Source organism: Synechococcus sp. SynAce01, from assembly GCF_001885215.1.
Taxonomy (GTDB): Bacteria; Cyanobacteriota; Cyanobacteriia; order PCC-6307; family Cyanobiaceae; genus Regnicoccus; species Regnicoccus frigidus.
Genome location: NZ_CP018091.1, coordinates 913,917 through 926,005 on the forward strand (window position 1 = coordinate 913,917; position 12,089 = coordinate 926,005).

Sequence of the window (12,089 nt, forward strand, 5' to 3'; positions counted from 1 at the left end):
CCTGCGCAGGCAGGCTCAGCGCTTGATCTTCAGGCTGTCGAGATAGGCCTGGGGATTCTCCGGATCAAAGACGATGCCGTCAAAGAAGGTTTCCTTGCCCCGCGAGGAACCGCTGGGAATGTCGGCAGCGGGAACGCCCACCTCAATGGCCGCTTGACGCCAGAGATCTTCGCGGACCACCTTGTCAACAAGGGCCTTCGCCTGGGCGATGGTATCGAGCTGTCCGGGGTGGAACTTCCAGCGGATCGATTCCACCAGGAACCAGAGATTGAGGCTCTTGTAGGGGTAGGAAATCACACCGCGATCGCTGTTCCAGTAGAGCGGACCAAGCTTGGGATCGTTGGAGGTCTTCAGGTCGGCACCGAGCTTGTACTGGGCCTTGAGGGCCGGCTCAAGCACGGAAACCGGCGTGTTGAAGTAGGCCCGGGAGCTGAGCATCTGGGCGAGCGCCATCTTGTTCTCGGGCTTGTCGGCCCACTGCTGCGCCTCGATCAGTCCCTTGAGCAGGGCGATGGTGGCCTGCGGGTGCTTGTCGACCCAGTCAGCGCGCACAGCCAGGAATTCCTCCGGGTGAACGGGCCAGATCTCGGCGGTGAGCGCGGCGATGTAGCCGATATTGTCGGCCACGATCCGGAACGGCCAGGGATCACCGGTGCTGAAGGCTTCCATCGAGCCGTTGCGCATCCCCTGCAGCGTTTCAGTGGAGGGCACCGTCAGCAGCTCGATGTCCTTGTCGGGGTCGATGCCGCCTGCACCAAGCCAGTAGCGAATCCAGAGATCCTGATTGGCATTGGCAAAGGTGTGGGCAGCCCGGAACTTGCGCCCATCGGTCTTGGGGAAGCCAAGGATGATCGCAGCAGCAGGGGTCAGGTTGACCCGCAGATTGGCCTCCTTCAAGGAGTTGGACACGGCAATTCCATTGCCCTGGCTGCTCAGCTGCGCCAGCACGTACATCGGCACCTTCTTGCCGTTGGTGATGAGGCCCTCAGTGATCAGGTGCGGCATCGGCAATTGCCACTGGCCGCCGTCAATGCCGCCACCGGCTGAGCCGATCACCACGTTTTCACTGGCGTCGGGCCAGCTGGCCTGCTTGGCCAAGGTCACCTCAAGGCCATGCTTGGCAAAGAAGCCTTGTTCCACACCGGCCACCAGGGCAGCGGCCTCCAGGATCGGGACATAGCCAAGCGTGATCGACCTGGTTTCGAGCTTGGCCGCGGCCGTCGAATTAGAGCTGGCTCCATCAGCAAGTCCGCCCCGATCAGGAGCGTTCCCACAGGCGTTGAGCACCAGGGTGCTCGCCAGGGTGGCGCTGAAAATGGAGAGAAATCTGCGGCGACGCGGCATGGTCAGGCTGACAAGAGAAAGAAGGGGAGAAAAATGGAAGCCAACAGAAAAACGACGCAATATCTCGCTCTTTGGCTGTGAAATTCTATAAACCTCGCGTCAGCGAGGTGGCCAGATCAGGATGCAGCCACGCCAGTCCAAGCGCCAAATCAAGCCCCGAATCAAGCGGGTTGGGGAAGGGATTGCTGGTCTCCATTCCTGCGGCCAGGGCTGCGGCTGCAGGACCCTAAGGCCGCTTGGGACGACGAAGCGAGAGAGTTGAATCATTGATTGTCTTTGTCATGCACGAGCGCGAATGGCAGCGATCAGCTCCGCCCATCCAGCCAATAAGGAAGGAAACGAGGCAGAAGCGATCCAGCCAAGCTCAACCCGGCCGAGCTAGAGGTGCCAGGGGTGCCCGTGGATTCCATGGGGAAGCAGCAGATCGACATCTCTCCTGGTCACGATCAGACCGCTGGCTTTGAAACGGCTCAAGGCTTTGGTCACGCTTACCCGGGTCATGCCGGTGAGATCAGCCAACATGCGATGGGTCAGGTTCATTTCCTGCAGCGATACCACGGTGCCCTGACTGCTGATCATGCCAAAGCGTGCTCCGATCCAGTGCAGCAGATGGATCAGCCTGGAATCAACAGGCCGGAGCCTGCCGATCTGGAGCAGGCTGATGGCCTGGGCCATCTGGTGATGAAGACAGGCGGACAGCTCCTCATTCGACGGGCTGACTTCCTCCACACTGACCCTTGTCAGGCAGACTCTTTCCATGGCTTGCCCCTTCGAATTCAGGGGAGCAATCAGATCACCGGGACCGGCCAATCCGATCGTCACAACATCGCCATCCAGCGTCCAGGTATTGGCGCGGATGTAGCCATCGACCAATCTCCAGCAGAGATGGGACGGCAGGATGCTGGCTGCATCCAGCGTGAGCTGAAGTTTTTCTACGGTCAGGCTGTTGATCATGAACCCAAGCAAAGGATGGAGTAATGAGAAAGAGGGAGTGAACCCCATCGGCAAGGGATCAACACGGCAAACATTTGTTTTGTTTTTCGTCTTTTTGCTGATGCCGAACCCTAGGGACTTGAGCGTGGACTTGGATCAATTCTGGCTAAAGGGTTCTTAATCCAGGCAATCAGCTGTCGTGATCGGATTGACGCACTGTTGCTCCTTTCCCTGTGGATTGATGAACCGGCGTAAATTATTGATTCCATTGATTTCGCCAGCAGCGTGAGCCCTGGGCTTGGACCTGATTTTTCTGCCCCTGGCTGGCTGGGCTGGGGTCGGCGGGTGAGCCTCGCCACCCGGCACGGCAAGGAGAAGGTGATCGCCAGGCCTTTCCGCAAGGGTCTGGGGGCGGAATTGGTGCTCGCCAGCGGCTTTGACACCGACAGCCTCGGCAGCTTCAGTGGCGAGCGGCCCCGGCTCAGCGATGCCGAAACCACCTGTCGCCTTAAGGCCGAAGCGGGAATGGCAGAAACCGGGCTGGATCTGGGCCTGGCCAGCGAAGGCAGCTTCGGGCCGCACCCGGCCCTGCCCTTTCTGCCCCTGGCGATGGAATGGATGGCCTGGGTGGACCGGGCCCAAGGCCTGGTGATCACCGAGCAGCTGGTCGGCTGTCGCACCAACTTCGACCATTGCACCGCCAGTCCCGGCGCGGATTTGGATCCGTGGCTGGACCGGATCGGCTTCCCCACCCACGCCGTGATTGTGCAACCCCATCGGGCTCGCGCGAAACCCTGCCTGAGCAAGGGCCTCGGCGCCGTGGCCGAACTGCGCGAGGCGATCGAGCAGGCCAGCCGTGCCTCCAGCGATGGGCTGGCCCTGCTGGAAACGGACATGCGCGCCCACCAAAATCCCACCCGGATGGCCTCGATCCGGGTGCTGGCCTTCAAGTTGGTGCGCCGGATCGCCAGTCCCTGCCCAACCTGCGGGGCCCCGGGCTGGGGAAGGGTCGACGTGCTGCTGGGGCTGCCCTGTGACTGGTGCGGCACGGCCACAGACCTGGTGCGCAGCGAGCGCTTCGGCTGCGTGAGTTGCTCAGCCAGTGAGGAGCGGCCGCGCGCCGATGGGCTCACCAAGGCCGATCCGCAGTTCTGCCCGCTCTGCAATCCCTGAACGGTTGACCCAGGATCCGTGGCCTCAGCGGCTGAGGCCAGTGACGGCGAAGAGCAGCACGAAGCCGCCAAGAACCAGCAGTCCCAGCCGCGCCACGGTGAGCAGAGCGGGGCCCAGCCGGCGGTCCGGCGGCACCTGGCGGCCCTGGATCACCTGCAGATTCATCCAGCCGAGCAGGGGGGTGGTCACGAACGACACCACCATCGCCAGCTGCACCAAGGTGCCCATCGAGCTGGCGGAGAAGAGCAGAATCCCGGCGGCAGCAAAGCCATGAAGCCCGATCCAGAGGCTGTGGTCGCTCTGGTTCTGAACGTCGCGGCCCCGGAATCCCCGCAGCAGCCGCAGCCCGGCCGAAGCCGAACGGGGATAGCCATCCAGGCAGGTGAGGGTGGTGCTGAACATCGTGGTGAAGGCCGCCAGGGCAATCAGGAGATAGGCCCACCCCCCCAGGCTGGCGGTATAGAGCTCGATCAGTTGCTGCGCAAAAACGGCACCGGCCGGCGAAAAGCTGCGGCCGGTGCCGTGCATCACCCAGGCCCCCAGGACCAGGAACAGCACCGCCATCAGCACAGTGGCGCCGTAGCCGATGTTGAAATCGGCCTCCAGCTCCGCTTGGCTGCCTTGATGGCCGGAATCCTCGCTGCGCGCAAAGATCCACAGCGATGACCAGGCCGCCAGATCAAGCGGACAGGGCATCCAGCCCATCAGGGCAATCAGGAACGGCAGGGCCGGCAGGGTCCAGGGGCTGGGGCTGAACATCGCGGCGATCGGAGCCCCGGAGACAGGCCCTTGAAGCAGGGCGGCCAGGGTGGCGGCGGTGGTGCTCAGCACCAGGATCGCCACCACCAGCTTGCTCAACCGATCCAGGCTGCGGTAGTGCCCCCAGAGCAACAGCAGTAGAGAGAGAACCAGCAGCAGCACGGCCAGGTTGGTGGCACTCAGCAACGCCCCGATCGAGGCCGGCAGCAAGCTGGTGGCCAGGCTGCCGCTCACCGCTGCCACCGCCACGATGTTGGCCACGCCGGTGGCGGCGGTGATCAGCAGGAACAGGGGCAGATACCACCGTCCCTGGCGTTGGTAACCCTCCAGCAGGCTCAGTCCGGTGGCGGCGGTGAATCGCGTGCCGACCAACAAAAAGGGGTACTTGATCAGGTTGATCAGCAGCACCAGCGCCAGCAACCCGAGGCCGTAGCGGGCCCCCGCCTGGGTGGAGGCGACCAGGTGTGAACCACCGATCGCGGCGCCGGCCAACAAAATGCCGGGTCCAAGGCTCTGGCGCAGACCAGCCAGGCGGGGGCGCGTCGAAGCGGCGGTAGGGATCATGGCAGCCAAAGGCTGAGGTGGATGGCTTTTATTGGACAGATCTGGCCCCTGACATCGTTAACCTCGGGCGGGGAGGGACAGGGTTCAATTTGATTGTAGACCTCATTGGGAGTTTTGCCACCCAATGAGCTATGGGGTCTTACATGGCAGTACCTCCATAGGAATCGGGACAAGCTGATTTCAGCTTCCCAGCCATCGCTGTAGGCGCGCAGGTACACCTCCTCATATTTGACTGTCCTCCATAGTCTCTCCACCAGGATGTTGTCGTAGCAGCGCCCTCTACCAGACCAGCTGATCTTGATCTCCTCTGTCTTGAGCCTTGCCACGAAGTCACCGGAGGTGAACTGACACCCCTGATCGGAGTGGAAGATCTGTGGCTTTCGCCCAACGGTAAGAGCAATTTCCAAGGCCTCCAAGCAGAATTCCATGTCAAGGCTGTTGGAAAGTTTCCAGCTGAGAACATTCCGGGAGAACAGATCCACAACGGCCACCAGGTAGAGGAAGCCCTTCCGTAATGGGATATAGGTAATATCTGTTGCCCAAACCTGATCCACTTCCGTGACCTCCTTGAGGTCCACCAGGCAGGGAAAGCGCTCCGATGGGTCACCTGGCACCGTGGTGCGTGGCTTCTGGTAGATGGCCCGTAAACCCATGCACCGCATGAGGTTTCGGACACGGTCACGGCTGATCGGGATCCCTTCTCGGGCCAAATACTGAACCATCCGACGGCTTCCAGAGGTTGGATCCTCCAAATACAGCGCATCGATCCTGGCCATGATCCCCAGGGTGGATTCAGGCACAGGGATGGGCTTGTAGTACAGCGTGGATCTGGGTAGCCCCAGGAGCTCGCACTGACGGCTGATCGTGATTTCTCGTTGGTCGTGATCGACCAGCTTTCGCAATTCACGGGCATCAGAGCAGCTGTGACTTTTTTTTAAGCCACTCCAGTTCCATCTGGAGCTTGCCAATCTGCTGGAACAGTTCGCCTTCCTTGGCCTGGCTCTCGTCTTTGCCTTGAGTCTTTTTGCCCTTGGCGAAAAGCTCACTGGCTCCTTCCAGGAGCTGCTTCTTCCATTGGCTCACCTGGATCGGGTGCACCGCGTGGTCTGCAGCGATCTCCTGGAGCGTCCTGCGGCCACTGATCGCTTCCATGGCGACCTTGGACTTGAATTCTGGGCTGTGGGTACGGCGTTTGCTCATCGGTAGGAGCCCCTTTCAGGGGCGGTGCCCCGCCTCAAAGGTTAACGATGGGGCCTGTCCAGAAAACCCAGACCACCTCAGGCAGCCATCAGTTTGACCAATCGGCCAGCCGCCAGACCATCCGCAAAGCACAGAGTTGGCCCCTGCTGGCGGCGCCAATGTGGGTGATGCCGAATCACGATTTGGCCACAGCCATCAAGGCACCACGAAATGAAAAATCCCGGCCATGTACAGACACACAGCCGGGAACACAAAACAGCTTGGATCAGATCAGGTCAGAACTTGTGATCGCGCAGGGCTTCCACCTGGTAGATATAAGTGATGATCGAGTAGTCCGCGTAAAACTTGGCTTCGATCTCATGGATGATCTTGTCAGCCAGCTCGCGGGTGCCAGTGAGGACCTCGATTTTCACATTAGAGAGAGTGTGCGAGACGATTGGATCTCCCGTGGAGCGCACATTGCGGCTGCCTTCCCCACCAGCTGAATTCACAGTGTACCCGGTGGCACCTGCCGCTTTGATGAGCTTGATGAGTTTCTTGGAGAGGATTTCCTCCCCAACAATCACCAACTTCCAAACTTGCTGACTCATAGCTTTAACTCGCGATTGGTTTTGATTTTAAAAGCTTAACCACCGATCATCTGAGCAATCCCGATGAAGAGCGGAATGCCGATGGCGATCGCCACTGGAGTTCCGATGGCGGTGGAGGCACCAATGTAGGCGGAGGGATTCGCCGTGGGAATGCCAGCTCGCAGGGTCGGAGGACCCGAAATATCAGAGCTGGAAGCAGCGATCACAGCCAGCACCACAGCGCCACCGATGCTGAAGCCGGTGATCTTGTGAATGAGCAGGCCAACACCAAAACCGATGAAACCATGCACCAGCGGTGCGATAAAAGCATAGATGGCAAACCATTGGGCCACTTTGCGCAGCTCATTCATGCGCTGTGCAGCCTCCATACCCATGATGATCATGAGAACGGAGAGGAAGCCCCGGAAAAGCAGATCGTAAAAGCCTTTATAAACAGATTCAGGCCTGGTCAAAATGCCGAGTGCAACGCCAAGGAGCATGGCCGTGACAGCAGAGCTCTGAAGACTTTCTTTGATGATTGGCCAGATCTCAACATTGTCAGATGCGTCAGCGGATTTACGGCTGGTGTAGATGCTTGCCACCACGATCGCCGTCACCAGCGCCGGAATGTCCATGAACGGATAAAGGGCAGCACTCCAGGCCTCAAATGGGATTTTTGACGCTTCCAGCTGGGGCAGAACAGCGGCGAGGGTGGAACCACTCACGGCACCAAACAATCCACCTGTTGCTATCGCATCGGTGAATCTGATTCCCGGTAATCGCGCCAAGGTGAATTGGCTGATTAACACGATCAGGATGCCTATCAGCACAGCTCCCAGTGCCGGGAGAAGGATCTCAGTGAGGTTGGAATTGCGAATGGCGATGCCTGCGCTCAAGCCGATCTTCAAAAGCAAGAAGAAAGTGATGAACTTGTACATGGCATCTGGGATCGCCAATTGGCTGCCGAATGAGGCAACGACGATGCCGCCGATCAGAAAACCTAGAGTTGGAGACTGAATCTGCTTAATAAAAAGCTCAAAGAAGTCGGACAATTCAAATCCTCTGGTGTTTTGGAAAATGAGGTTGCTGGGAGAATTAAAGGGGATTGGACCTAATTCGGACCAAGCCTGCAACCAGACTGATGTGTTTCAGCCCGTGTGTTCCAGGACACATGCGACTGCTCGAGCTGATGCCATCGCCATAGGCAAGAAAAACCACACGAGGTGATTTTGATGCCTGACAGGCACACAAGACCCCAAAAACGTTAATGAAATTAACCTTTAATGCGGATCCCGTTCTTGGTCAGGGCGAACGGGTGAACCTTGAGCGTGAAGGCCTGACCTCACGCTTGGTTTTTGACAACAGCTGCGAAGCTGACCTCCCCAATCAAAAGTCCAGGCGCAAGAGACTGCGGCTGCGCGACACCAATCTCCTCGGAAAATTCGGACGAAATGTCCAGTTGGTGATGTCTCGTCAGTGAAGTGCCATGGGTTGGGAGAGGACCTGAAAGAGATCAGATTGATGGTCTATGCCATCAACCGATAGAAACGGAAGATTGACCAGGGTGCTTAGGCCCAGATAGGAGCGCAAGGGACGAATCCCCTGAGGGATCAAAAGCGCTCAGCAGGGAGACATAAAGGATTGATGTATTGGTTGCGTGACGTTAATTCCATCACGATGGCACTGGGTGCCTGCTGGACAAAGAGTTGCAAATCCTACAGATAAGCTGGGATTATCTGACGGCGATCTGATCGGCATATTGCGGGGGGAAACCATAACGATTGCCGGCTTCCGTAACGGCTGGGCGTGAAATCTGCCGGTGGCCCAAGCCCTGCCTATGGCGGCCATCAGATGGCCGAATCGGCCCGGACAGGCCCGGACGGCTCTGGAGCCAGGGAAATCCCAGCGGAGTTTCTAGAGTCGGTGTCCTTGCAGACGCCGTCGATGACTGTCGCCACCGCTGCACCCCCCCGCCTTTCGCTCCAGTGCGAGGCGATCGGCGCCGATACCACCACGATCCGCTCCCTCGACTGGGACCGCAGCCGCTTCGACATCGAATTTGGCCTGCGCAACGGCACCACCTACAACGCCTTTCTGGTGCGGGGTGAGCGCACCGCCCTGATCGACACCAGCCACGCCAAATTCGCCGACACCTGGCTACCACTGCTCGAAGGGCAGATCGATCCAGCCACGATCGACTACTTGATCGTTTCCCACACCGAGCCCGACCACTCCGGCCTGATCGGAGCCGTGCTGGAGCGCAACCCGGAGATTGAGATCGTCGGCTCGAAGGTGGCGATCGCCTACCTGGCCGACCAGGTGCACCGGCCGTTCAAGAGCCGGGCTGTCAAGAGCGGCGAAGTTCTCGATCTCGGCACCAACCCCAGCAGCGGCGTGGCGCACCGCTTCGAGTTCCTCAGTGCTCCCAACCTGCACTGGCCCGACACGATCTTCTCCTTCGATCACGGCACGGGCATCCTTTACACCTGCGATGCCTTCGGACTGCACTACTGCTCCGATGCCGTTTTTGATGTCGACCCCGGTGCCATCGCCCCAGACTTCCGCTTCTATTACGACTGCCTGATGGGCCCGAACGCCCGCAGCGTGTTGCAGGCCCTTAAGCGCATGGACGCCCTGCCTGAGGTCAGCCTGATCGCCACGGGCCACGGCCCCTTGCTGCGCGATCACCTCAACCTCTGGATCGGCGACTACCGCGACTGGAGCAGCCAGCGCAGTGCCGGCGAAACCTATGCGGCCGTCTGTTATCTGAGCCAGTACGGCTTCTGTGACCGGCTCAGCCAGGCCCTGGCCCGCGGCATCGGCAAGGCCGACAGCCAGGCCCAGCTGGTGGACCTGCGCTCCACCGACCCCCAGGAGCTCGCCGCCCTGATCGGCGAGGCCAGCGCCGTGTTGGTGCCCACCTGGCCAGCCAATCCCGATGTCGAAACCCAGCAGTCGATCGGCACGCTGCTGGCTGCCTTGCACGCCAAGCAGTGGGTGGCCGTCTACGACGCCTACGGCGGCAACGACCTGCCGATCGACAGCATCGCCGCCAAGCTGCGCAGCCTGGGCCAAAAAGAAGCCTTCCCGCCGCTGCGGGTCAAAAAGGTGCCGGATGGCAACGACTATCAGCGCTTCGAGGAAGCCGGCACCGACCTGGGCCAGTTACTTGGCCGCGCCAAGACCATCGCAGCGATGAAGGCGCTCGACAGTGACCTCGACAAGGCGCTCGGGCGACTCAGCGGCGGCCTCTACATCGTGACGGCCCGCCAGGAGGAGCGCAGCAGCGCCATGGTGGCCAGCTGGGTGAGCCAGGCCAGCTTTGAGCCGCCGGGCCTCTCGATCGCCGTAGCCAAAGACCGCGCCATTGAAACCCTGATGCAGGTGGGCGACCGCTTCGTGCTCAATGTGTTGCAGGAGGGTCAATACCAAGACTTGCTGCGCCATTTCCTGCGCCGCTTCCCGCCCGGTGCCGACCGCTTTGAAGGCGTGGCCACGTTGGAAGGGGCCGCCAGGGGCGGGCCTGTGCTCAGCGACGCCCTGGCCTTCCTGGGTTGCCAGGTGGTGCAGCGGATGGAAACCCCTGACCACTGGATCATCTATGCGGAGGTGGAGGAGGGCACCGTGGCCGATGCTGAGGGCAGCACGGCCGTGCACCATCGCAAGGTTGGCAACCACTACTGATGGGCAACTCCAGCTCCGCCACCCCCAGTGCTGATCGCAGCGTGATCCTGCTGCCGATCGAGCCTGGTCTCGTCTGCCTGCGCGGCCTCAGTCCGAAGCGGCTGCGCTTTGAGGTGGAGTACGGCCTGGAGCGTGGCACCACGGCCAACGCCTATCTGTTCACCGACGGCGAGCATGAGGGCGCGCCGATCGGGCCGGTGCTGGTGCATCCGCCGGGCCAATCGTTCGCCGAGCCTTTCCTGGCGGCCCTGGCAGCTGAGCTGGAGGCCGCCGCCACCCGCGCCTTGCCCACCCCCTTGCCACCGCTGCGCTTGGTGGTGGGCTTCACCAACCCGAACCGGGTGGCTTTCCTGCGCCAGCTGGCCGCCCGCTGGCCCGATCTCAGCCTGATCGCCTCCAACGCCGGCGCCCGTCTGCTCGCCGACCTCTGGCCCCAGGTGAAACCGAGCGCGCCGGGCTCCAGCGAACCGCCAGCGGCGCTGCCACCGCTGCCGCCGATCACAATCGTCAAGGGAGAGGAGCTGCTGGAGCTGGGGCTGGGCCGCCAGTTGCGGCTGATCCCGGTGCCCACCCCCCGCTGGCCCGGCGCCCTGGTGGCGTTTGAGGAGAGCAGCGGCCTGCTGATGAGCGGCAAATTCTTCGCCGCCCACCTCTGCATCGAGGCCTTTGCCGAGGCCAACCGGGTGAGCAGCGAGGAAGACCGACGCCACTTCTACGACTGCCTGATGGCGCCGATGGCCCGCCAGGTTGAAACAGTCGTCGACCGGCTCGAAGACCTGCCGATCCGCACGATCGCCCCGGGCCACGGCCCGGCGATCAGCGAGAGCTGGCGCAGCCTGCTGGCCGACTACCGCCGCTGGGGCGAGAGCCAGGGGAAGGCGCAGCTGTCTGTGGCCCTGCTCTACGCCAGCGCCTACGGCAACACCGCCGCCATCGCCGATGCCCTGGCCCAGGGGGTTTCGCGCACGGGGGTGCGGGTCGAGAGCGTCAACTGCGAATTCGCCCCGCCCGAGCAACTGCTCGAAACCATCCGCCGCTGCGATGCCTTGCTGATCGGCTCGCCCACCCTGGGCGGCCATGCCCCCACCCCGATCGTTTCGGCCCTGGGCACCCTGCTGGCCGAAGCCGACCGGGCCAAGCCTGTGGGAGTGTTCGGCAGCTACGGCTGGAGCGGCGAGGCGATCGACCTGCTGGAAGCGAAATTGCGCGACGGCGGCTTCCGCTTCGCCTTCGAGACCATCCGGGTGAAGTTCAGCCCCGACGGCGCCACCCTCCAGCGCCTGGAGGAAACCGGCACGGCCCTGGGGAGGGAACTGCTGGGTCAGCAGCGCCGCAGCAAACGGATCGCCGCCGGTGGCCTCAGCCAGAGCCTCAGCAACACCGCGGTGCTGGCCCTGGGCCGGATTGTCGGCTCGCTCTGCGTGCTCACCACCCGCCGCGGCGAAGGCGAGGCCGCTGTGGGAAGTGCCATGGTGGCTAGCTGGGTGAGCCAGGCCAGCTTCACCCCGCCGGGCTTCACCGTGGCGGTGGCCAAGGACCGGGCCGTTGAAACCCTGCTGCATGTTGGCGATGCCTTCACGCTCAACGTGCTGGCTGAAGGGCGCCAGATGGGCCCGATGAAACAGTTTCTGCAGCGGTTTCCGCCCGGCGCCGACCGCTTCGCCGGCCTGGAGCTGGAGAGCAGCCCCTCGGGCCAGCCGGTGTTGCCCGAGGCGATGGCCTGGCTGGAGGCGCGGGTGAGCCAGCGGATGGAATGCGGCGACCACTGGCTGCTCTATGCCCAGGTGGACCATGGCGGCCTGCTCGATCCAGTCGCCCTCACCGCCGTGCACCAACGCCGCAGTGGCGCCAACTACTGACTAG

General features: G+C 61.8%; 10 protein-coding genes. 4 read left to right on the forward strand and 6 right to left on the reverse strand.

Features of this window, described 5'->3' with window-relative positions; genetic code table 11:
- Positions 1-15: 15 nt before the first annotated feature.
- Positions 16-1,344 (reverse strand): CmpA/NrtA family ABC transporter substrate-binding protein, encoded by a 1,329-nt coding sequence (locus BM449_RS04825; RefSeq protein ID WP_071800305.1) that lies wholly within the window; start codon positions 1,342-1,344, stop codon positions 16-18.
- Between the two features lie 408 nt (positions 1,345-1,752).
- On the opposite strand from BM449_RS04825, the gene BM449_RS15335 reads away from it, so the two are divergent.
- Together BM449_RS15335 and BM449_RS04835 are read left to right on the forward strand one after the other, a co-directional pair.
- Complete coding sequence (locus BM449_RS15335; RefSeq protein WP_233831085.1) at positions 1,753-2,322, forward strand: hypothetical protein; 570 nt, start codon at positions 1,753-1,755, stop codon at positions 2,320-2,322.
- Between the two features lie 240 nt (positions 2,323-2,562).
- Positions 2,563-3,450, forward strand: coding sequence for a DUF6671 family protein (locus BM449_RS04835; protein ID WP_233831088.1), 888 nt, complete (start codon positions 2,563-2,565; stop codon positions 3,448-3,450).
- A 24-nt stretch (positions 3,451-3,474) separates the two neighbouring features.
- On the opposite strand, the gene BM449_RS04840 is transcribed toward BM449_RS04835, so the two are convergent.
- The 5 genes from BM449_RS04840 to BM449_RS04860 all read right to left on the reverse strand — a co-directional run bounded on the left by BM449_RS04840 (position 3,475) and on the right by BM449_RS04860 (position 7,594).
- Positions 3,475-4,773 carry a divalent metal cation transporter gene (locus BM449_RS04840; protein ID WP_071800307.1) on the reverse strand — a complete coding sequence of 433 codons (1,299 nt, stop codon included), beginning with the start codon at positions 4,771-4,773 and terminating at the stop codon, positions 3,475-3,477.
- Positions 4,770-5,741, reverse strand: coding sequence for an IS3 family transposase (locus BM449_RS04845; protein ID WP_233831090.1), 972 nt, complete (start codon positions 5,739-5,741; stop codon positions 4,770-4,772). The genes BM449_RS04840 and BM449_RS04845 overlap by 4 nt, the downstream gene beginning before the upstream one ends.
- Positions 5,686-5,973 (reverse strand): transposase, encoded by a 288-nt coding sequence (locus tag BM449_RS15340; protein WP_071800293.1) that lies wholly within the window; start codon positions 5,971-5,973, stop codon positions 5,686-5,688. Before BM449_RS15340 ends, BM449_RS04845 begins: the two co-directional genes overlap by 56 nt.
- A 275-nt stretch (positions 5,974-6,248) precedes the next feature.
- Positions 6,249-6,563: a hypothetical protein gene (locus BM449_RS04855; protein ID WP_071800309.1), complete on the reverse strand. Its 315-nt coding sequence runs from the start codon at positions 6,561-6,563 to the stop codon at positions 6,249-6,251.
- Positions 6,564-6,598: 35 nt separating this feature from the next.
- A complete protein-coding gene (locus BM449_RS04860; protein ID WP_083544394.1) occupies positions 6,599-7,594 on the reverse strand; it encodes a sodium-dependent bicarbonate transport family permease in 996 nt (331 codons plus the stop codon).
- Between the two features lie 892 nt (positions 7,595-8,486).
- On the opposite strand from BM449_RS04860, the gene BM449_RS04870 reads away from it, so the two are divergent.
- Positions 8,487-10,226 (forward strand): diflavin flavoprotein, encoded by a 1,740-nt coding sequence (locus BM449_RS04870; protein WP_071800311.1) that lies wholly within the window; start codon positions 8,487-8,489, stop codon positions 10,224-10,226.
- Positions 10,226-12,085, forward strand: a complete 1,860-nt coding sequence (locus tag BM449_RS04875) for a diflavin flavoprotein (RefSeq protein ID WP_071800312.1) — start codon at positions 10,226-10,228, stop codon at positions 12,083-12,085. Before BM449_RS04870 ends, BM449_RS04875 begins: the two co-directional genes overlap by 1 nt.
- Positions 12,086-12,089: the final 4 nt, after the last annotated feature.

What these genes read in the sequence shown, in the direction of transcription:
- BM449_RS15340 (WP_071800293.1), bottom strand. Translation starts at nt 5,973, where the DNA reads ATGAGCAAACGCCGTACCCACAGCCCAGAATTCAAGTCCAAGGTCGCC.
- BM449_RS04825 (WP_071800305.1), bottom strand. Translation starts at nt 1,344, where the DNA reads ATGCCGCGTCGCCGCAGATTTCTCTCCATTTTCAGCGCCACCCTGGCG.
- BM449_RS15335 (WP_233831085.1), top strand. Translation starts at nt 1,753, where the DNA reads ATGGGGAAGCAGCAGATCGACATCTCTCCTGGTCACGATCAGACCGCT.
- BM449_RS04875 (WP_071800312.1), top strand. Translation starts at nt 10,226, where the DNA reads ATGGGCAACTCCAGCTCCGCCACCCCCAGTGCTGATCGCAGCGTGATC.
- BM449_RS04870 (WP_071800311.1), top strand. Translation starts at nt 8,487, where the DNA reads ATGACTGTCGCCACCGCTGCACCCCCCCGCCTTTCGCTCCAGTGCGAG.
- BM449_RS04840 (WP_071800307.1), bottom strand. Translation starts at nt 4,773, where the DNA reads ATGATCCCTACCGCCGCTTCGACGCGCCCCCGCCTGGCTGGTCTGCGC.
- BM449_RS04855 (WP_071800309.1), bottom strand. Translation starts at nt 6,563, where the DNA reads ATGAGTCAGCAAGTTTGGAAGTTGGTGATTGTTGGGGAGGAAATCCTC.